Source organism: Methyloversatilis sp. XJ19-13, assembly GCF_024580155.1.
GTDB lineage: Bacteria > Pseudomonadota > Gammaproteobacteria > Burkholderiales > Rhodocyclaceae > Methyloversatilis.
On sequence record NZ_JANINH010000020.1, the window covers coordinates 26,017 to 46,291 of the forward strand.

Genomic DNA, 20,275 nt, shown 5'->3' on the forward strand with positions numbered 1-20,275 from the left:
AGCAACTTCCCCTTCCCGAACGCATCGCTGCCGTGCTGCACGAGGCCCGCTGGCTCGTCCTTGCCGCGCTGGCACTTTATCTCGTCATGGCGCTGGGCGGTTACGACCGCGCCGATCCGGGCTGGTCACACGCCGCCGCGTCCGAAGGGCTGTCCAACCCGGCCGGTCGTTTCGGTGCCTGGCTGGCCGATCTGGCGCTGTTCCTGTTCGGGCTGTCGGCCTGGTGGTGGGTGGCCCTGCTGATCGGCGGCTGCGTCTGGCTGTCGCGCGCGAGCGATCGCCGGATCGATCGCCGCCCGCTCTACGTCGCGCTCGGTGGTTTCCTGCTGGTGCTGCTGTCGAGCAGCGCGCTCGAAGCGGTGCGCTTCCACAGCCTGTCGGCCGATCTGCCGGTCGGGCCGGGGGGCATGCTGGGCAACGAACTCGGGCAACTGCTGAGCAGCGGATTCGGCTTCACCGGCAGCACGCTGCTGCTGCTGGTGTCGCTAGGCGTCGGTCTGAGCGGCATGACCGGCGTCACCTGGCTCGGTGCGGCTGAAGCGGTCGGCAGGGCGCTGGAACTGGTGTGGTTCGGCAGCGTGCGCGCCTTCACCACCTGGCGCGACCGCCGGGTCGGCCAGCAGGTGGCGGAACAGCGCGAGGCGGTGGTCGAAGCCGAGCGACGCAAGCCGTCGCGCCGGCGCGAACCGATCCGCATCGAAGTGCCCGAAGTCGAGGTGCAGCAGTCGGAACGGGTCAATCAGGAGCGCCAGCAGACGCTGTTCGCCAACCTGCCCGGATCGCTGCCGCCGCTCGCCCTGCTCGATGAAGCGAAGCCGGACATCGAACCGCCCAGCCCGGAAACGCTGGAACTCATTTCGCGCCAGATCGAACGCAAGCTGGCCGATTTCAACGTCGAGGTGAAGGTGCTGGCCGCCTATCCGGGCCCGGTCGTCACGCGCTACGAGATCGAGCCGGCAACCGGCGTCAAGGGCAGCCAGATCGTCGGTCTGGTGAAGGACCTGGCGCGCGCGCTGTCGGTGACCAGCATCCGCGTGGTCGAAACCATTCCGGGCAAGAGCTGCATGGGGCTGGAAATCCCGAACGCACGCCGGCAGATCGTGCGGCTTTCGGAAATCCTCGGATCGGTCGCCTATCACGACATGGCGAGCCCGCTGACCATGGCGCTCGGCAAGGACATCGGCGGCCTGCCCGTGGTGGCCGATCTGGCACGCATGCCGCATGTGCTGGTCGCGGGCACGACCGGCTCGGGCAAGTCGGTGGCGATCAACGCGATGATCCTGTCCTTGCTGTACAAGGCTGATCCAAGCCGCGTCCGGCTCATCATGATCGACCCGAAAATGCTGGAACTGTCTGTTTACGAAGGCATTCCGCATCTGCTGGCGCCGGTCGTGACCGACATGCGCCATGCCGCAAACGCACTCAACTGGTGCGTCGGCGAAATGGACCGTCGCTACAAGCTGATGTCGACGCTCGGTGTGCGCAATCTCGCCGGCTTCAACGCCCGGCTGATCGAAGCCGAAAAGGCCGGCATGGCACTGAACAATCCGTTCTCGATCACGCCGGACACGCCGGAACCGCTGCAGACCCTGCCGATGATCGTCGTCGTCATCGACGAACTGGCCGACCTGATGATGGTGGCCGGCAAGAAGATCGAGGAACTGATCGCCCGGCTGGCACAAAAGGCGCGCGCGGCCGGCATTCATCTGATACTTGCGACGCAGCGGCCGAGCGTCGATGTGATCACCGGCCTTATCAAGGCGAACATTCCGACCCGCATCGCCTTCCAGGTGTCGAGCAAGATCGATTCGCGCACCATCCTCGACCAGATGGGTGCCGAGGCGCTGCTCGGCCAGGGCGACATGCTCTACCTCGCGCCCGGTACCGGTCTGCCGACGCGTGTGCATGGCGCCTTTGTCGCCGACGGCGAGGTGCACAAGGTGGTCGATCACCTGAAGAGCACCGGCGCGCCGGATTACATCGAAGGCCTGCTGACCGGGGCGACCGACGACGACGGCGGCGAACTGCAGCTCGAAGGCGCGGCTGGTGGTGCCGGCGGCGAAGCGGACCCTTTGTACGATCAGGCGGTCGAAGTGGTCGTCAAGACGCGCCGGCCCTCGATTTCGCTGGTGCAGCGTCACCTGCGCATCGGCTACAACCGCGCCGCGCGCCTGATCGAGCAGATGGAGAAATCCGGGCTCGTGTCACCCATGAATGCCACCGGCGGTCGCGAAGTGCTGGCGCCGGTGCGGGAGGAATGATCATGGTGCATCCATGGCGGGCATCCGTCGTCGGCGCGTTGTGCCTGCTGGCTTCGTTGTCGGCTTCTGCCGCCAGCGGCATCGAGCAATTGCGGTCGTTCATCGAATCGACCCAGTCGGGCCGAGCGAGCTTTGAGCAGCGGGTGACCGCGAAGTCCGGTCGCAAGCCGCAGGAGGCGAGTGGCACGATGGCGTTTTCCCGCCCCGGCAAGTTCCGCTGGACCTATGACAAGCCCTACTACCAGTTGCTGGTGGGCGACGGCGACAAGCTGTGGGTGCATGACCGCGACCTGAACCAGGTCACCGTGAAGACACTCGGCGACGCCCTTGCGTCGACGCCCGCCGCGCTGCTGGCCGGTCGCAACGAACTCGAACGCAATTTCGAACTGCGCGAAGGCGGCGTCGAGGACGGGCTGACCTGGGTGGACGCCAAACCCAACGCAGTGGAGGGCGGTTTCGAATCGGTGCGCATCGGCTTCGCCGACGGCATGCTGCGCGGCATGGTGCTGCGCGACAGCTTCGGTCAGACCACCTTGCTGCGTTTCAACAGCTTCGAACGCAATCCGAAGCTCGACGACGCGCAGTTCCGCTTCACGCCACCCGCCGGCGCCGATGTGATCGGCGACGACGCGAAGAAGTGAGTCTGGCCGTCGTGACCCGAACGCATGGCTGATCTTTTCGGCATGCCGGACGAGCCGGTGCCGCCCGCGCGCGCAGCGGCTGCGCCGGGCGAGGCGAAAAGCCCGGCCCACGCACCGCTGGCCGAGCTGCTGCGCCCGCGCACGCCGGACGAGGTCATCGGCCAGCAGCATCTGCTCGGGCCGGGCAAGCCGCTGCGCCTCGCCTTTGAATCCGGCATTCCGCACTCGATGATCCTGTGGGGCCCGCCGGGGGTCGGCAAGACCACGCTGGCGCGCCTGATGGCGACCGCCTTCGACGCCGAGTTCACCGCGCTGTCGGCGGTGTTTGCCGGCGTGAAGGACATCCGCGAAGCCATGCAGCGCGCCGAAGCGGTCGCGGCCAGCACCGGCCGGCGCACCATCCTGTTCGTCGACGAGGTGCACCGCTTCAACAAGGCGCAGCAGGACGCCTTCCTGCCGTATGTCGAATCGGGCACCGTCACCTTCATCGGGGCAACGACCGAGAACCCGAGCTTCGAGGTCAATTCCGCGCTGCTGTCGCGCGCCGCTGTATACATATTGCAGAGCCTGAACGAAGACGAACTGCAGGCGCTGTTCGAGCGCGCCCGCACCGGTGCCCTGAAAGGCCTGGCCTTCGATGATGACGCCCGGACACGACTGATCGGTTTCGCGGATGGTGACGCACGCAAGTTGCTGAATCTGCTGGAACAGCTCGATACCGCTGCGCGCACCGCCAGAGTCGATCCGGTCACCGCCGCCTTTGTCGACAGCACGCTGTCGCGCAACCTGCGCCGCTTCGACAAGGGTGGCGACGCTTTCTACGACCAGATTTCAGCGCTGCACAAGTCGGTGCGCGGCTCCAACCCCGATGCCGCGCTGTACTGGTTCGTGCGCATGCTCGACGGCGGTGCCGATCCGCTCTACCTGGGCCGGCGCATCGTGCGCATGGCGGTCGAGGACATCGGTCTGGCCGACCCGCGCGGTCTGGAGCTGTCGCTGCAGGCCTGCCAGACCTACGAGCGGCTGGGCTCGCCCGAGGGCGAGCTCGCTCTTGCCCAGGCGGTCATCTTTCTCGCCTGCGCCGCCAAGTCGAATGCGGTCTACATGGCGTACAACGCCGCCCGCCGCTTCGTGTCCGAAGACGGTTCGCGCCCGGTGCCCATGCATCTGCGCAACGCGCCGACAAAGATGATGAAGAACATGGGCTTCGGCGCGGAGTACCGCTATGCGCACAGCGAGCAGGACGGCTATGCGGCCGGCGAGCGCTACCTGCCCGACGGCATGCCCGAGCCGCAGTGGTACCAGCCGACCGACCGCGGCATGGAGGCGAAGATCGCCGAAAAACTCGCCGCACTGCGCGAGCGGGACCGCAAGGCGCGCGGCGATTGACGGCAGCAAGGATCGCGGGCAAGGGCCCCTCCTCGGGCGGCGAGAAATGCTCGAAGACACCCGTTGCGGTCAGCGCGGGGTTTGTCGGAGCAGCGCAGGTTTTGTGGGAGCGGCGATCCACTGCCGGCCCTGCATGGCCAGCCGGCTCTGCGGGCGGCGAGCAGTGCTCGCCGAAACCCCCGCTCCGCCCTCGCCGCGATAGGCACTCTGCACAACGATGGTCACGGCACGATCGCGGCGGGGCCGCCGCTCCCACAGCCAAAGCCAGCTCCCACAGCCAAAGCCAGCTCCCACAGCCAAAGCCAGCCCCCACAGCGAGGCCGCCGCTCCCACAGGATGCACCCCACAGGTACCGCTCCCGCAGAAGGCGCGCTGTTCGTTGCCCGCAGGCGGCCCTAAGTCAGGCGCTCGGCGAGGCGGGCGAAATCGTCGTGGATGGCGTCCGGGCGGATGTCCGGGTGACTTTCGTCAGCGGCTGAATATTTGCCGGTACGCACCAGCACGCCGGCGATACCCAGCGCTTGCGCTCCGCCGATGTCGTCGCGCAGGTCGTCGCCGACCATGATGGTGTCGGCGGCCGCCACGCCGAGGCGATCGAGCGCGGCCTGGAAAAAGGGCGCCGCCGGTTTGCCGGCGATCTCCGCCGTGACGCCGGTGCTGTATTCGAGTGCAGCAACGAAGGCGCCCATGTCGAGCGACAGGCCGTCTTCTTCCTTGAAGGTCCGGTTGCGCGCCATCGCGATGAAGGGCAGGCCGCGCTGGATCAGACGGAAGGCGGTGTTCAGCGTTGCATAGTCGAAGCAGGGGCCGGCATCGCCCAGCACGACCGCATCGGGCTCTGCGGCATCGGGCCCGACTTCGCTGCGCAGGTCGGGGTGCACGACCCAGTGCGGATGCAACCCGCGCGAACGCACCAGATTCAGCGTGGCGCCCGGCGCCGTCAGCAGATCGTCTTCCTGCATCGCGAAGCCGAGCGCATTCATCTTCGCGACCAGTGTGCGCAGCGGCGTGCGCGTCGTGTTCGTCAGGAACAGCAGCGGCAGACCGGCGGCGCGCAGCCGGGCGAGTGCTTCGACCGAACCGGGGATGATCTGGTCGCCGACATGCAGCACGCCCGCCAGATCGATCAGCAGGGCCTTGGGGTGGGCGGGTAGTGGCATGAGGTCTCCCGGATGAGTCGGTGCTGGCGGGCGCAGGCGAACAGCACCGGGCTGCGGCCTGCCATGGGAGTGGCTCCTGAAGGAGCCACCCTGTGCGAGCAGCGGCCTGTGGGAGCGGCGGCCTCGCCGCGATCGTGCCGCGACCATCGTTGTGCAGCGTGCGTATCGCGGCGAGGCCGCCGCTCCCACANGAGCCACCCTGTGCGAGCAGCGGCCTGTGGGAGCGGCGGCCTCGCCGCGATCGTGCCGCGACCATCGTTGTGCAGCGTGCGTATCGCGGCGAGGCCGCCGCTCCCACAAAACCTCTGCCGCTCCCACAAGGACAGCTCCCATTGCACCCGTCCCACAGCGCCTCGGCAAGCCTCCCATGGCTGCCGGTCAGGCGCGCAGGATTACAGCGTCACCAATTGATGTCTGGCCGCAAAGCTCACCAGTTCGACCGGGTTCTTGATGTCGAGTTTTTCGAACAATCGTGCCCGATAGGTGCTGATGGTGTTGGCCGACAGCGACAGTTCGCGTGCGATGTCGCCCACGCTGTGGCCGCTGGCGAGCAGCTTGAGCACTTGCATTTCGCGGTTGGACAGGCTGTCGAGCGGACTGGCGGGGGTGTCGCTGCGCACGCCGAAAGCCAGCCGCTCGGCCAGTTCGGGTGTCACGAACAGGCCACCGCGCGCGACGCGGGCGATCGCTTCGAACAGCTGTTCGGTCGAACAGCCCTTGTTCAGGTATCCGGCCGCGCCGCTCTTGAGCGCGCGCACGCCGAACTGGGATTCCGGATAGGTGGACAGCATCAGCACCGCGACCTGCGGGAATTCGCTGCGCAGCTGTTTCAGCACGTCGAAGCCATCGCGATCGTTCAGCGCGATGTCGAGCAGCACCACGTCGGCACCGTCGGTACGCAACAGACGCATCAGGTCCGGGCCGCCAGCCGCTTCACCGACGACTGCGATGGCCGGGTTTTCGCCGAGGATCTGCGCAATGCCCCGGCGCAGCATCAGGTGGTCATCGACGATGACGACGCGCGTGGGGCGGCTGGCGTCCATGAAGGAGTTCATCGGGTCGAATCCGGTACGCGCAGCGTGATCGTGGTGCCGTCACCCGGTGCGCTGTCGATCTGCAATTCTCCACCCAGCACGCGGGTGCGTTCGTACATGCCGAGCAGGCCGAACGAGGTGGGTTGCGCCGGCACCTGCATGCCACGGCCGTTGTCGCGAATGCGCAGTTCGATGTGGCTGGCGGCTCCGGTCACATCCACCTGTACTTCGGTGGCGCCGGCGTGGCGCGCGATATTGGTCAGCACCTCCTGCACGATGCGATACACCGCCACTTCGGCGCTGCGCCCCAGGCGGCGCTCCGGCCCGGTGTCGCGCACGTTCAGCGTGCAGCGCACGCCGCTGCGCGCCTGCATTTCCTGCAGTTGCCATTCGATGGCCGCCCACAGACCGAGGTGGTCGAGCACACCGGGTCGCAGGTCGGTCAGGATGCGCCGCACGGCGCCAAGTGCCTGCCGGGTCACGCCGACCATGTCGTCGAACTTGCGCTCGAGCGTGTCGTCATGCGCCACCTTGGCGCGCAGCCAGTTCAGGTCGAACTGCAGCGCGGTCAGCGACGCGCCCAGTTCGTCGTGGATTTCGCGCGCGATATGGGCGCGCTCGTCCTCGCGCACCTGCTGCAGGTGGGCCGACAGCCGCTGCAGCGCGCCGTGCGATTGCTGCAGCCGGGCGTTGGCCTGCGACAGCGCGGCGGTGCGTTCCGATACGCGGCGTTCCAGTTCGGCATGGTTGGCGCGCAGCACCGCCTCGGCCTGCTTGCGTTCGCTGATGTCGGCGAAGGTGACCACGGCGCCGACGATCTGGCCCGCGTCGCGGATCGGGTAGGAGGTGTACTCGGCCGGAAAGGCGCTGCCGTCACGCCGCCACAGCACTTCGGATTCCACCCGCACGCCGCGCCCTTCCTGGAAGGCACGGAAGATCGGGCAGTCTTCGACCTCATAGCAGCGGCCGTCGGAATGCGCGTGATGGATCAGGTAGTGCATGTTGCGGCCGAGCACTTCGTCGGCGTCGAAGCCGATCAGTTCAGCGCCGGCACGATTGATGAAGATGCAGCGGCCGCGCTGGTCAATGCCGTAGATGCCTTCGCCGGCCGACTCCAGCAGCATTTCGAGCTGGTGGCGCCAGGCAGCGTGATGCGACAGGTGGTGGAGGTTGGCGAACACGGTGCGCGCACGATGAAGCGATGCGGCAGCCCTGCATCAAGCGTGCCAAAAGGCGTCGCGGCCGCTTTCCATGCACCGGCGCGGGTTTGCCTGCGATCAGTCGATGCACGCAGACGGTGCGCGCACCAATGTGGTGCAATCAGGCGGGCGCGTCGCGCACCCGCAGTGCGCCTTCGGTGTCGCCGGCTTCGATCAGCCCCAGCTCTTCATAGCGACGCAACTTGCGCCATAACGACACGCGGTCGATGCCGAGCAGGCGTGCCGCCATGGCGCGGTTGCCGCCGACTTCGGCCAGCACGTCGAGGATGTGCGAGCGCTCGACACTTTCCAGCGTGCGGATTTCGCCGCCGACGCGGCTGCCCGCATCGCGGTGAACCGCCGACGCGGCAAATCCGGCCGGCAGATCCGCCTCGCCCAGCATGCTGCCGCCGGCCAGTGCCACGCCGCGCTCGATCAGGTTTTCCAGTTCCCGCACATTGCCCGGGTAGTCGTAGGCGCACAGCTTCTGCATCGCCGACGGGGCGATGGCTGTCACCGGCTTGCCCATCGCCAGGGCGGCGCGGCGCAGGAACTGCTGCGCCAGCAGCGGGATGTCCTCGCGCCGGGCGCGCAGCGGCGGCAACTGCAGCGTGACCACATTGAGCCGGAAATAGATGTCCTGCCGGAATGTGCCGGCATCGACCGCGCTGCGCGGCTCGCGATTGGTGGCCGCGAGAAAGCGCACGTCAGCGCGCACCGGTTCGGTGCCGCCGACCCGCATGTATTCACGCTCCTGCAACAGGCGCAGCAGCTTGACCTGCATCGCCGCCGACATTTCCGTCACTTCGTCGAGAAACAGCGTGCCGCACTGCGCCGCCTCGACCAGACCGCCGCGCGATTGCTGGGCGCCCGTGTAGGCGCCCTTTTCGTGACCGAACAGTTCGTTGGCCAGCAGATCCTCGGTCAGCGCGCCGCAATTGACCGCCACGAACGGCCCGCCGGCGCGTCGGCTGTGCGCGTGCAGGTGGCGCGCCAGCAACTCCTTGCCGGTACCGGTTTCGCCGACGATGAGCACATTGCAGTCGGTCGGCGCGACGCCGCGCGCGATGTCGAGAATGGCGCGCATGCCGCCGTCGCGCGTGATGATGCGCTCTTCGGCAGCCTGCTCGACCAGCTGGCGCAGGCGGTGGTTTTCGGCGCGCAGCTGCGCCTTGTCGGCGGCTTCGCGCACCAGCTTGCGCACCTCGCCCAGCCGGAACGGCTTGGAAATGTAATAGAAGGCACCGGTGCGCATCGCCTCGACCGCCGATTCGGTGGTCGCGAAGCCGGTCACCACCAGCACCTCCATGTCGGGCCATGCCTCGCGCGCGCGGCGCAGCAGATCGAGGCCGTCCATGCCGGGCATGCGCACGTCGGTCAGCATCACCTCGAAGTCGCGCGTGCGCAGCAGCGCCAGCGCGCTGTCGCCGTTGTCGGCGGTCGTGACGTCGAAGCCGTCGCGCCGCAGTGCAGTGGCCAGTCCCTCGCGGGCGACCGCCTCGTCATCGACCAGCAGTACGCGTGCTCCACTCATGATGCTTCCTCCGCCGGTATCCAGACCGTGACGCAGGCGCCGCCGTCCGGTTCGCGCGCGATGCTGACCCGGCCGCCGTGTTCGGCCGCAATTTCATGCACCACGAACAGCCCGAGTCCGGAGCCCTTGCCGACCGGTTTGGTCGTGAAGAACGGGTCGAACACGCGCTGCAGATTTCCCGGCGCGATGCCGGGGCCGTTGTCGCACACGTCGATCGCCGTGCCGCCGTCACGCTGCGTGCCGCTGACCACGATGTGCGGCGTGGTCGCGGTTTCGTCACACGCTTCGAGCGCGTTGCGGATCAGGTTGAGCAGCGCCTGCTGGATGCGCTGGCCGTCGGCGTGAATTTCCAGCGCCGGGTCGATGTGCAGCGTGACCGCATCGCCGGCGTCCGGCTGTTCGGCGCGCAGCAGCGCGATGGTTTCCTCGACCAGCGGCCGCAGTGGCTGACGCACCAGTGCGAAGTGGCTGTCGCGCGCGAAGGCGAGCAGTGTGCGCACGATGCGCTGGGCACGCTGCACCTGATCATCGATCTGTTCGACGAAGGCATTGAGCGGGGCGGCGTCGCCACGCTCGGGTTCTTCGAGCAGCAACTGCGCGTTGAGCGAAATATTGGAAAGAGGGTTGTTCAGTTCGTGTGCCACGCCGGACAGCATGGTGCCCAGCGACGCCAGGCGCGCGGTGCGCAGCACGGCCAGCTGGCGTTCTTCGAGGTCGCCGAGCGCGCGGTTGAAGGCATCGACCAGCGCCGCGATCTCGTCGTCGTGATCGCGTGGCGTGAGACGCGCCAGATTGCCTGTACCGACGCGCGCCAGATCGCTTTCGACCTCGCGCAGCGGCACCACGACGCGTCGTGTCACCAGCTGCCCGATGCCCAGCACCAGCACGATGGCGGCGATCATGATCACGTACAGCCGCGATTCCTGACCGGTCAGTGCGCTGCGCATCGCTTCGCGCGCCTGGTCGGACAGGCGCTCACTGCTGTCGAACACCTGTTTGCCGACCGCCTCCATGCGCTCTTCCAGCGGCGAGATCGGGTCGGTCGGCTTGATGCGGCGCTGCAGGCGGTCGTCCAGCAGGTCGCGCCAGTCGGACAGCGATTGCTCCAGTTCGTCGAGCGCAAAACCGGGTGCGGCACGCTGCATCAGCGGGCGGTCGCGCCCGATCATCGCCAGCGCCTCTTCCGCCTTGCTGACCGCCGCCTTCAGTTCGGACGGCTTGCGGAACAGCAGGTAATTCTTCTCCAGCCGGCGCGCCTCGCGCACCACGTCGTGCATGCGCGTGACCTTGTATTCGTCGTCGACATGCGAGAGCAGGTCGCGCACCTGTTCAAGTGCGGCGAATACCAGCAGCACGAACAGGCCGCCGAGCACGATGTAGCCGAGCAGGATCTTGCCGTGCAGCGATCGGGGCAACAGTTTCATTAATTGCATGTTGAAACGTTGCGTTGCGGATTTCAACGGTAATGCGAACGGCGCATCGGTCGGTTTCATGCGGGTTTTCGTCGATCGGACAGGCATGAATAGCCCGGGTCGCTGCATTGTGCAACGTCCGCTGAATGCGTACTCCGGGGCTGGATGGGCGAACATAATGAAATCAATGACTTGAAATCTTGGTTTGAACTGGCACATCCCCTGCTAGAACTTCCATGCCAGCTCTGTGGCCACCGCCCGACGGCTCCTCGAACGGTGGCCGGTGGCAGGGGGGCAATGGGGAGGCCGGTTTGCCAGCGGATTGAACCGGTTCTTTTGTGCGGCTCGCGACTCCTTCGCGAGCCGTTTTTCTTTGTTTGTCGTTGTCCTTTCCCTGTTCTCGCGACGTGCCTCGTCGCTCTCGAGGCCGCGACTGGATGCCGGCAATCCGGCCGGTTCACATCACCAGACCTTCGCGCGCCGGTTTAACGGATAATTCGCGGCTGCCCACGCGTCGTCACGCCTCCGTTCCTGCTGTCCGAAACATCGATGCCCGAACCGTCCGCCCCGTTGCTCGAAACCCGTGCCCTGACCTGCGTGCGCGGTCGTGCGCGGCTGTTCACCGGGCTCGACCTGACCGTCGGCGAGGGCGAGCTGGTGCATGTCGCCGGTGCCAACGGCAGCGGCAAGACCAGCCTGCTGCGCATCCTGTGCGGCCTGTCCGAACCGGAATCGGGCGAGGTGCGCTGGCGGGGCCAGCCGGCCCGGTCGGTGCGCGACGACTGGCGCGGCGGCATGCTGTATCTGGGTCACCGCAACGGCGTGAAGGACGATTTCACGCCACTCGAGAACCTGCACGCAAGTGCCGCCATCGCCGGTGAGCGCATCGCCGACACGGTGCTGCTCGAAGCGCTGGTCGACATCGGTCTGGCCGCGCGTCTCGATGTGCCGGCGCGCAGCCTGTCGCAGGGCCAGCGCCGCCGCGTGGCGCTGGCGCGCCTGCTGGCCGATACGCGCAGCGCGCTGTGGATACTCGACGAACCTTTCACGGCGCTCGACGTGCGCGCCGTCGCGGTGCTCGCGGCGGCCATGGCGGCGCATCTGCGGCGTGGCGGCGCGCTGATCTACACCACGCATCAGCCGGTGGACATCGAAGCCGAGCGCCGGCAGACACTCAATCTGGACGACTACGCATGCTGAGCCTGTTCGTGTCGGTGGTGCGCCGCGACCTGCTGCTGGCCTGGCGACGGCGCTCCGACGTGCTGACCGCGCTCGGCTTCTTCCTGCTGGTGACCAGCCTTTTTCCGTTGGGAGTGGGGCCGGAACCGGAGCAACTGAGCCACATCGCGGCCGGCGTCATGTGGGTCGCCGCGCTGCTGGCGACGCTGCTGTCGGTCAGCCGGCTGTTCGAATCCGACGAAGCCGACGGCACGCTGGAACAGATGCTGCTGTCGGTCGAGCCCCTGCCGGTCATCGTGCTGGGCAAGGTGTGTGCCTACTGGCTGCTGACCGGCCTGCCGCTGGTGGTGATTGCGCCGCTGATCGGCCTGCAGTTCAACCTGTCGGCCGACGAAACCCTGATCGTGTGTGCCACGCTGCTGGTCGGCACGCCGTCGCTGTCTCTGCTCGGCGCAGTCGGCGCGTCGCTGACGCTGGGCCTGCGCGGCGGCGGTGCGCTGATCGCGTTGCTGGTGCTGCCGCTGTACGTGCCGGTGCTGATCTTCGGCGCCGGCGCACTCGACGCCTGGCGGGCGGGGCTGGGCATACAGTCGCATCTGGCGCTGCTGTCGGCGGTGCTGCTGGTGGCGCTGGCGGTGTGCCCGCTGGCCAGTGCAACCGCACTGCGGATCGCCCAGGATTGAACTGTTCAGGCGCCATTCGGGCCAAAGCGGACAGTCGGTTAAACTGTCGGGCGCTGATATTGCGGGGCGGTCGTTTTTTTGAATGCGACCGAAGCTCCGCCGTGCGAGTACCGCTTCCGCCGACACCCCGTTCAAACCGTCGAGCAACCCGAATCCGGATCAACCCGAAAACCGCTGATGTCTGACTCACCGCTTACTGCAACGCGCGCACCGTCGTCCGGCTTCAGCCTGTTCCACTACGCCAGTCCGCAAACCTTCTTCCCGCTCGCCGGCAAGCTGCTGTGGCCGACCTGGATCATCGCCGTCGTGCTGACGATTGCCGGCCTCTACACCGGCTTCTTCATCGCACCGACCGACGCCACCCAGGGCGACAGCTACCGCATCATCTTCATCCACGTGCCGGCAGCCTGGATGTCCATGGTTGTCTATCTGGTGATGGCTTTCTGGTGCGCCGTCGGGCTCATCTTCAACACCCGGCTGTCCTTCATGATGTCGAGCGCGCTGGCGCCCACCGGTGCGTTGTGGGCCTTCATCGCGCTGTGGACCGGTGCGCTGTGGGGCAAGCCGACCTGGGGCACCTACTGGGTGTGGGACGCGCGACTCACGTCCGAACTCATCCTGTTCTTCCTGTACTGCGGCTACATGGCGCTGCAGGCGGCCATCGACGACCCGCGCCGGGCCGATCGCGCAGGTGCGCTGATCGCCATCGTCGGTGCGATCAACGTGCCGATCATCTATTTTTCGGTGAAGTGGTGGAACACCCTGCATCAGGGGGCGTCTGTAAGCCTGACGCAGTCACCGTCGATGGCCAGCACCATGCTCACCGGCATGCTGCTGATGGCGCTGGCGGCGTGGGCCTACACGGTAGGCGTGGCGCTGGTGCGCGTGCGCGCCATCATGATAGAACGCGAGCGGTACACAGACTGGGTGCGACAGCTCGGCAACGCAGCACAGGCAGGAGACATCAAGGCATGAACTGGGAAAGCGCCAGCCATTTCTGGGCGATGGGCGGTTACGGATTTTTCGTGTGGGGCTCGTACGCGGTGACCGCCGTGCTGATCGCGGCCGAACTGGTGCTGGTTGCGCGGCGCATGCGTGCGGCGCGTGCCGGCGCGGCGCGCGACGTGGCGCTCGAACGCATCGATGCCGATCGGCGGGGGCGCGCATGAAACCACGGCAGAAACGCTTCGCCCTGATCGCAGTCGGCGTGATCGCGCTGGCCGGCGCAGCCACGCTGGTGCTGACCGCGTTCGAGGACAATATGGTGTTCTTCTTCACGCCGACCCAGGTGGCGTCGCGCGAAGCGCCGCAGGGCCGCACCTTCCGCATTGGCGGCATGGTCGAGGAAGGCAGTCTTGAGCGCGGCGCGGATGGCACGTCGGTGAAATTCCTGGTGACCGACACGGTGAACAAGATTCCGGTGACCTACACCGGCGCACTGCCCGACCTCTTCAAGGAGGGCAAGGGCGTGGTCGCACAGGGCAAGCTGAACGATGGCGGCGTGTTCGCTGCCAGCGAAGTGCTGGCCAAGCACGACGAAAACTACATGCCGCCGGAAGCGGCGCACGCGCTCGAACAGGCAAAGAAGGCGCAGGGCACGGTCGTCCAGTGAAGTCCAACACCGGCGCGCCCTGGCGCGCCCGGTTTCAGGGGTTGAGCAAGCATGTATCCCGAATTAGGTAATTTTTCGCTGTCCATCGCGTTGGTACTTTCGCTGCTGCTGGGCATCCTGCCGCTGGTCGGCGCGCAGCGCGGCGACGCACGGCTGATGGCGGCAGCACGCCCGCTGACCCAGGGTGTGTTCGTGTTCGTCGCGTTTGCCTTCGTGTGCCAGATCCAGTCCTTCATCCTGAATGACTTTTCGGTGCTTAACGTCGCGACCAACTCGAATTCCACACTGCCGCTGGAATACCGCATCGCCGCCTCCTGGGGCAGCCACGAAGGCTCGCTGCTGCTGTGGGTGTTCATGCTGGCGGGGTGGGCGCTGGCGGTGAGCGTGTTCTCGCGCCGCCTGCCGCCGGACATGGTGGCGCGCGTTCTCGCCGTGCTCGGCCTGATCACGGTCGGCTTCCTCGCCTTCATGCTGGCCAGTTCGAACCCGTTCGACCGCTTGTTGCCGGCGGCGGTCGATGGTCGCGACCTGAATCCGCTGCTGCAGGATCCGGGCATGATCTTCCATCCGCCGATGCTCTACATGGGCTACGTCGGCTTCTCGGTCGCCTTCGCCTTCGCGATCGCGGCGCTGATCGGCGGTCGCCTCGACGCTGCCTGGGCGCGCTGGTCGAGACCGTGGACCACCGTGGCATGGGTGTTCCTGACGCTGGGGATCGCGCTCGGCAGCTACTGGGCGTATTACGAACTCGGCTGGGGCGGCTGGTGGTTCTGGGACCCGGTCGAAAACGCGTCCTTCATGCCCTGGCTGGTCGGCACGGCGCTGATCCACTCGCTGGCGGTGACCGAAAAGCGCGGCGCCTTCAAGAGCTGGACGGTGCTGCTCGCGATTTCGGCCTTTTCGCTGTCGCTGCTCGGCACCTTCCTCGTGCGCTCCGGCGTGCTGACTTCGGTGCATGCCTTCGCCACCGACCCGGAACGCGGCGTGTTCATCCTCGCGCTGCTGGTGTTCGTCATCGGCACGTCGCTGCTGCTGTTCGCGATCCGTGCGCCGTCGGTCGGCCTGGGCGGCGGCTTCGCGCTCATTTCGCGTGAAACCGCGCTGCTCGGCAACAATGTGCTGCTGGCGGTGGCCACGTCGGCAGTGCTGCTGGGCACGCTGTATCCGCTGTTTCTCGATGCGCTCGGCATGGGTAAGATTTCGGTCGGCGCGCCGTATTTCGATGCGGTGTTCGTGCCGCTGATGACGCCGGTCGCCTTCCTGATGGCGATCGGGCCCTTCGTGCGCTGGAAGAAGGACGGCGCACCGGGTCTGGTGACCCGCCTGCGCTGGGCGTTCGCGGTCAGCGTGGTCAGCACGCTCATCATGATGGTCATGTCAGGCCGTTTTGCTCCGATGCTCGGTCTGGGCACTTTCATCGTGGTGTGGATCGTCGCCACCAGCGTGCAGCACCTGGTCGAGCGGCTGCGCGGCCGCACCGGTGACGGCAACTGGTTCGCCCGCGCCAGGGCACTGCCCGGCGGCTGGTGGGGCATGTGGTTCGCCCATCTGGGCATCGCGGTCACCATCGTCGGCATCACGCTGGTCAAGGGTTTCGAACAGAACATCGACCTGAAGATGGCGCCGGGGCAGACGGCGACGCTGGCCGGCTACACCTTCCGTTTCGATGGCGCGTTCGCGCATGAAGGGCCGAACTACGACGCCGCGCGCGGGCGTATCGAAATGACGCGGGACGGCCGGTCGGTCGCGATGATGTACCCGGAAAAGCGCATGTACCGCGTGTCGCAGATGCCGATGACCGAAGCGGCGATCGATTCGGGCATCACGCGCGACATCTATGTGTCGATGGGCGAGCCGCTGCCGGATGGCAGCGCCTGGATCGTGCGCATCTTCTACAAGCCCTTCATCAACTGGATCTGGGTCGGCGCGCTCATCATGGCCCTCGGCGGTACGCTCGCAGCGGCTGACCGGCGCTACCGCAAGCTCGCGCAACGTGATGGCAAGCAGCCGGCCGAGGCGCCGGCACCCGCGGTGAAACCCGGGCCGGCGCAGGAACAGCACGCATGAGTCGCTACCTGTGGCCGCTCGGCCTGTTCGTCGTGCTGGCCGGCTTCCTGTTTGCCGGTTTGTTCCTGAATCCGCGCGAGGTACCCAGCCCGCTGATCGGCCGCACAGTGCCGGCGTTCAGCGTCGCCCAGCTGGGGGCGCCGGACAAGACCTTCTCGCCGGCCGACATGAAGGGCAAGGTGTGGCTGATGAATGTGTGGGCCTCGTGGTGCGTGTCGTGCCGGCAGGAGCACCCGCTGCTGGTCGAGCTCGCGAAGACCGGCACGGTCACGATGGTCGGCCTGCACTACAAGGACGAACGCGACGCCGGCCTGAAGTGGCTGGCCGACTACGGCGATCCCTACCTGCTGTCGGCGCATGACCGCGACGGCCGCATCGCGATCGACTTCGGCGTCTATGGCACGCCGGAAACCTTCATCATCGACCGCCAGGGCGTGATCCGCCACAAGCACACCGGGCCGCTGACGCCTGCGCTTCTGCGCGACGACATCCTGCCGCGCATCCGGCAACTCGAGGCCTCCTGACATGCGCCATCTGTTCCTGCCGATCGCGCTGTCGATCTGCGCGCTGCTGCCTGCGCACGCCGATCAGGCGCCGACGCTGGCCGACGACCCGGCGGTCGAGGCGCGCGTGCAGCATCTCGGCGAAGAATTGCGCTGCCTCGTCTGCCAGAACCAGAACATCGCCGATTCGCACGCCGATCTGGCGATGGACCTGAAGAAGCAGGTGCGCGAGCAGATCGCCGCCGGTCGCAGCGACCGCGAAATTCTCGACTACATGGTCGAGCGTTACGGCGACTTCGTGCTGTACCGTCCGCCGCTGAAAGCCACCACTGTGCTGCTCTGGGCCGGGCCGTTCGTGCTGCTTGGGGTGGTCGTGCTGCTGCTCGGCCGTCGCCTGCGCCGTCGCACGGTACAGGCGGCTGCCGCCAATACATTGAGTGCCGATGAGCAGCAGCGCGCGCGCGCGCTGCTGGCCGGCGAGGAGAAACAGGTTTGACGCAGTTCTTGATAGGCGCCGGGCTGATGCTCGCCCTGGCGCTCGCTTTCGTGCTCGCCCCGTTGTTGCGCGGGCGTTCCGGCGCAGTCCCCGAAGCCCAGCGTGCGCTGACGCTTGCCATTCACCGCGACGCCCTGGCCGAACTCGACCGCGATCTGGCGGCCGGCCTGATTGACGATGCGCAGTACCGCATTTCCTGCGCCGAGCTGGAGCGTCGGGTGCTTGACGAAGCAGGTGCCGCACCGACGTCGATGCGCAGTTCCGGCCGCTGGGTGGCCATCGTGTCGGCTCTCGCCGTGCCGGTCTTCGCCGTGCCGGTCTATCTTGCGCTCGGCAACCCCGAGGCTGTGGATGCGCCGCGCAGCAGCCCGAGCGAACAGCAGGCCATGGGGCAGGAGGAAATCACCCCGGAGCGCATCAGGGCGATGGTGGATCAACTCGCCGAGCGCCTGAAGCGCGAGCCGGACAACGCCGATGGCTGGCAGATGCTGGCACGCTCGTACAGCGCAATGCAGCGCTTTGACGAGGCGAGCGCGGCATATGGAAATCTGGTGAAGATCGTCAGCGGCGACGCGCAGGTATGGACCGACTACGCCGATGTGCTCGCGATGAGCAAGGGCCGACAATTGTCCGGCGAGCCGGAAGCCATGCTGGCGAAGGCGCTGGCCATCGATCCGGACCATCCGAAGGCCCTGGCGCTCGCCGGCAGTGCTGCAATGCAGCGCGGCGACAAGGCGGGCGCACGCAAGCACTGGGAGCGCCTGCTTAAGTTGCTGCCACCGGAGTCGCCGTTGATCCAGCCGCTGACCGAAAGCCTGCAGGATGCGGCGGAGACGCCGGCGAACTGAGCTGTCAGGACGGAGCTGTCCTTACGCGCCGATCCGCAAGGATCAGCCCGGATCGTGAATCGCTGCGAGTTTTGAAACCGATATACAAAAAGACAGACGAAAAAAAGCCGGCGAGATGCCGGCTTTTTTCATTTCGAAAGGAAGAATTACTTCTTCATTTCTTCAGCAGCAGCCTTGGCAGCATCGGCAGCTGCATCAACGGCTTCGCCGGCAGCCTTGGCAGCTTCGCCAGCGGCGTCGGTTGCGGTGGCAGCAGCGTCGGTCGCGGTGGCGGCGGCATCGGTGGCCGTGGTGGCGGCAGCGTCAGCGGCTGCGGCGGCCGGGGCAGCAGCAGCGTCAGCCGGGGCAGCGGCCGGAGCGGGTTCGGCAACCGGAGCCGGTGCTTCTTCCGGCTTCGAGCAAGCGGCGAGAGTCAGGGCGAGCAGGGCGGCGGCGAGGAGGGACTGTTTCATTTTGATTTCCTTGGCTGAGGGCGACAACAAAAATTCTGTCTGACAAGATCGAACATACAGCATCGATCAGCCCAAAATAGTAGCACGGGCGTCATGTATCAAGGTAGCGCGCGGGAAACATGACCTTAGAGGCCGAACTTTGTTGTGCTGATGCAACATGAACAGGCATCCCACAGTTCGCTGAAGCGCTGCTTGTATCCGGCGTTTTCCAGCGCATCGCCGATCAGCAGCTTGCCGCGGAAATGCTTGCTGTGCGTACGAATCAACAGGCAACCGCCTGCGCTGAGCATGAAGGTTTCAGTCAGGTGGCGCAGGGTGCGCGGGGTCTGCCGGATATGCATCCGGTGTGATTGCGCGGTGCACAAATTCCACAACCTCGGCATGCGATGCTGAAGCGCGTCGGCGTCATGAAGCACGATGCGCACGGTCATTGCCGGGTCGCGCGTCAGCGCGTCCGACAACTGTGTCACGCGTGGTGAGCTGGCCAGCGCGGTGTCGACCAGATCGACGTCGAAAATGTCGAGGCTGAGGCGGCTGTGTTCGATCTGCTGCACCACTGCAGCCTGGTAGCCCGCGCGGTCGGCGAAGCGCAGCGGCTCGGCAGCGTCAGTCACCGTCGGCACCCGGGTACAGGAAGCCGTCGCCATACCAGTCGTGCAGCAGTGCCAGCGTCCCGGCATGGTCAGGCACGACGGCCAGCAGTCGATCGCGAGCGAGCGCTGCGAGCGTCTCGGTGCTGCCTTGCGGCACATCGACCGCCTCGCCATTGATCCAGACATGGCGGCCGCTGCGCAGCAGCTGCGTGCGGGTGTCGAGCCGCACACCGTGCTTCGACACCTTCTGTGCGAAGCGTTTCAGACTCAGCGTGTCGTCGGGCGGGTCGAAGAACACGTGCTGCTTCGGTTCCGACAGGTAGCTGCCGAGGAACTGTTCGACGTCGCTGCGTGACCAGCGGATGGCGCCGAGCATGTCGGCAACATGATCGATCATGGCCGGCGGCAGTCTGGCCGGGTCGTCCTGCAACGCGAGATCCGGGTCGGCGTACATGCCGTCGAGGCACAGCCGGTCGCGCAGGTGGTCCAGGAAGGCGGTGCCCAGTTCCTGCGCCGACGGGGCGCGGAAACCGATCGAATAGGTGGTGCATTCGCCTTCGGCGACACCGTTGTGCGCGTAGTGCGGCGGCAGGTAGAGCAGGTCGCCGGGTTCGAGCAGCCACTCCTGCTCGGGTACGAAGTCGCGCAGGATGCGCAGCGGTGCGCCATCGACCAGTGTCAGGTCCTTCTGCGCGCTGATCTGCCAGCGGCGTCGGCCACTGCCCTGCAGCAGGAACACGTCGTAGGAATCGAAGTGCGGCCCGACGCCGCCGCCGCCGGTGGCGTAGCTCACCATGACGTCGTCGAGCCGCGCATACGGGATGAACGCGAAGCGCCGCATCAGGGCATCGGCCTGCGGCAGCAACAGATTCAGGCCCTGTACCAGCACTGTCCAGGGCTTCGACTTCGGCCGCTTCAACAGGTGCTTCGGCAGCGGGCCGCGTTCGAGTTGCCAGCCTGCGGCGTCATGCGCGATGAAGCGCGACTCGACGTCTTCGTCGCGCGCCAGATCGAACAGCGCGTCGCGGCTCAGCAGACCGTTGAAGCCGGGGATCGCGCCACGCACCAGCAGCGGCTTCTTCTGCCAGTGGTCGCGCAGGAATGTACGCGGGCTCAACCCGCCGAGCAGTGTCTTGTCCATGGCGCGGATTATCTCCGATGCGCCGGAAAGCGCGTGCGCAGCGGGTAAAATCCGCATCCCCCAAGAATCAT

At 66.7% G+C, this 20,275-nt stretch carries 20 protein-coding genes; 12 read left to right on the forward strand and 8 right to left on the reverse strand.

Going from position 1 to position 20,275, the window contains the following annotated elements; translation table 11 throughout:
• Positions 1–32: 32 nt before the first annotated feature.
• From NMQ14_RS17755 to NMQ14_RS17765, 3 genes are read left to right on the forward strand one after another with little or no spacing between them, the layout of a single operon-like run.
• Positions 33–2,261: a DNA translocase FtsK gene (locus NMQ14_RS17755; RefSeq protein ID WP_373457209.1), complete on the forward strand. Its 2,229-nt coding sequence runs from the start codon at positions 33–35 to the stop codon at positions 2,259–2,261.
• A 2-nt stretch (positions 2,262–2,263) separates the two neighbouring features.
• Positions 2,264–2,902, forward strand: a complete 639-nt coding sequence (gene lolA, locus NMQ14_RS17760; RefSeq protein ID WP_373457208.1) for an outer membrane lipoprotein chaperone LolA — start codon at positions 2,264–2,266, stop codon at positions 2,900–2,902.
• A 24-nt stretch (positions 2,903–2,926) separates the two neighbouring features.
• Positions 2,927–4,291, forward strand: coding sequence for a replication-associated recombination protein A (locus tag NMQ14_RS17765; protein WP_257098210.1), 1,365 nt, complete (start codon positions 2,927–2,929; stop codon positions 4,289–4,291).
• A 395-nt stretch (positions 4,292–4,686) separates the two neighbouring features.
• On the opposite strand, the gene NMQ14_RS17770 is transcribed toward NMQ14_RS17765, so the two are convergent.
• The 5 genes from NMQ14_RS17770 to NMQ14_RS17790 all read right to left on the reverse strand — a co-directional run bounded on the left by NMQ14_RS17770 (position 4,687) and on the right by NMQ14_RS17790 (position 10,651).
• The gene (locus NMQ14_RS17770) at positions 4,687–5,451 is read right to left on the reverse strand and encodes a TIGR01458 family HAD-type hydrolase (protein ID WP_257098211.1); all 765 of its coding nucleotides are present in this window, start codon (positions 5,449–5,451) and stop codon (positions 4,687–4,689) included.
• Between the two features lie 392 nt (positions 5,452–5,843).
• Positions 5,844–6,506, reverse strand: coding sequence for a response regulator transcription factor (locus NMQ14_RS17775; protein ID WP_257098212.1), 663 nt, complete (start codon positions 6,504–6,506; stop codon positions 5,844–5,846).
• A complete protein-coding gene (locus NMQ14_RS17780; protein WP_257098213.1) occupies positions 6,503–7,666 on the reverse strand; it encodes a PAS domain-containing sensor histidine kinase in 1,164 nt (387 codons plus the stop codon). The genes NMQ14_RS17775 and NMQ14_RS17780 overlap by 4 nt, the downstream gene beginning before the upstream one ends.
• 139 nt (positions 7,667–7,805) lie before the next feature.
• Positions 7,806–9,218, reverse strand: a complete 1,413-nt coding sequence (locus tag NMQ14_RS17785; protein ID WP_257098214.1) for a sigma-54 dependent transcriptional regulator — start codon at positions 9,216–9,218, stop codon at positions 7,806–7,808.
• Positions 9,215–10,651: a sensor histidine kinase gene (locus NMQ14_RS17790; RefSeq protein WP_257098215.1), complete on the reverse strand. Its 1,437-nt coding sequence runs from the start codon at positions 10,649–10,651 to the stop codon at positions 9,215–9,217. The genes NMQ14_RS17785 and NMQ14_RS17790 overlap by 4 nt, the downstream gene beginning before the upstream one ends.
• Before the next feature lie 528 nt (positions 10,652–11,179).
• Between NMQ14_RS17790 and ccmA the strand changes: the two genes are divergently transcribed.
• The 9 genes from ccmA to ccmI all read left to right on the forward strand — a co-directional run bounded on the left by ccmA (position 11,180) and on the right by ccmI (position 18,018).
• A complete protein-coding gene (gene ccmA, locus NMQ14_RS17795; RefSeq protein ID WP_257098216.1) occupies positions 11,180–11,830 on the forward strand; it encodes a cytochrome c biogenesis heme-transporting ATPase CcmA in 651 nt (216 codons plus the stop codon).
• Complete coding sequence (gene ccmB / locus NMQ14_RS17800) at positions 11,824–12,492, forward strand: heme exporter protein CcmB (protein ID WP_069039838.1); 669 nt, start codon at positions 11,824–11,826, stop codon at positions 12,490–12,492. Before ccmA ends, ccmB begins: the two co-directional genes overlap by 7 nt.
• Positions 12,493–12,669: 177 nt before the next feature.
• A complete protein-coding gene (gene ccmC / locus NMQ14_RS17805) occupies positions 12,670–13,467 on the forward strand; it encodes a heme ABC transporter permease CcmC (RefSeq protein WP_257098217.1) in 798 nt (265 codons plus the stop codon).
• Positions 13,464–13,661, forward strand: a complete 198-nt coding sequence (gene ccmD / locus NMQ14_RS17810) for a heme exporter protein CcmD (protein WP_257098218.1) — start codon at positions 13,464–13,466, stop codon at positions 13,659–13,661. The genes ccmC and ccmD overlap by 4 nt, the downstream gene beginning before the upstream one ends.
• Positions 13,658–14,104, forward strand: a complete 447-nt coding sequence (gene ccmE, locus NMQ14_RS17815; protein WP_257079918.1) for a cytochrome c maturation protein CcmE — start codon at positions 13,658–13,660, stop codon at positions 14,102–14,104. Before ccmD ends, ccmE begins: the two co-directional genes overlap by 4 nt.
• 51 nt (positions 14,105–14,155) lie before the next feature.
• Positions 14,156–16,171, forward strand: a complete 2,016-nt coding sequence (locus tag NMQ14_RS17820) for a heme lyase CcmF/NrfE family subunit (RefSeq protein ID WP_257098219.1) — start codon at positions 14,156–14,158, stop codon at positions 16,169–16,171.
• Entirely contained in the window at positions 16,168–16,695 is a 528-nt protein-coding gene (locus NMQ14_RS17825; RefSeq protein ID WP_257098220.1) for a DsbE family thiol:disulfide interchange protein, read from the forward strand. Before NMQ14_RS17820 ends, NMQ14_RS17825 begins: the two co-directional genes overlap by 4 nt.
• A gap of 1 nt (position 16,696) precedes the next feature.
• Positions 16,697–17,170, forward strand: a complete 474-nt coding sequence (locus tag NMQ14_RS17830; protein ID WP_257098221.1) for a cytochrome c-type biogenesis protein — start codon at positions 16,697–16,699, stop codon at positions 17,168–17,170.
• Complete coding sequence (gene ccmI, locus NMQ14_RS17835; protein ID WP_257098222.1) at positions 17,167–18,018, forward strand: c-type cytochrome biogenesis protein CcmI; 852 nt, start codon at positions 17,167–17,169, stop codon at positions 18,016–18,018. The genes NMQ14_RS17830 and ccmI overlap by 4 nt, the downstream gene beginning before the upstream one ends.
• A 146-nt stretch (positions 18,019–18,164) precedes the next feature.
• On the opposite strand, the gene NMQ14_RS17840 is transcribed toward ccmI, so the two are convergent.
• The 3 genes from NMQ14_RS17840 to NMQ14_RS17850 all read right to left on the reverse strand — a co-directional run bounded on the left by NMQ14_RS17840 (position 18,165) and on the right by NMQ14_RS17850 (position 20,204).
• Positions 18,165–18,470: a hypothetical protein gene (locus tag NMQ14_RS17840; protein WP_257098223.1), complete on the reverse strand. Its 306-nt coding sequence runs from the start codon at positions 18,468–18,470 to the stop codon at positions 18,165–18,167.
• 125 nt (positions 18,471–18,595) lie between these two features.
• Entirely contained in the window at positions 18,596–19,084 is a 489-nt protein-coding gene (locus NMQ14_RS17845; protein WP_257079912.1) for a hypothetical protein, read from the reverse strand.
• On the reverse strand, positions 19,077–20,204 hold the full coding sequence (locus tag NMQ14_RS17850) for a cupin domain-containing protein (RefSeq protein WP_257098224.1): 1,128 nt from the start codon (positions 20,202–20,204) through the stop codon (positions 19,077–19,079). Before NMQ14_RS17850 ends, NMQ14_RS17845 begins: the two co-directional genes overlap by 8 nt.
• Positions 20,205–20,275 lie beyond the last annotated feature (71 nt).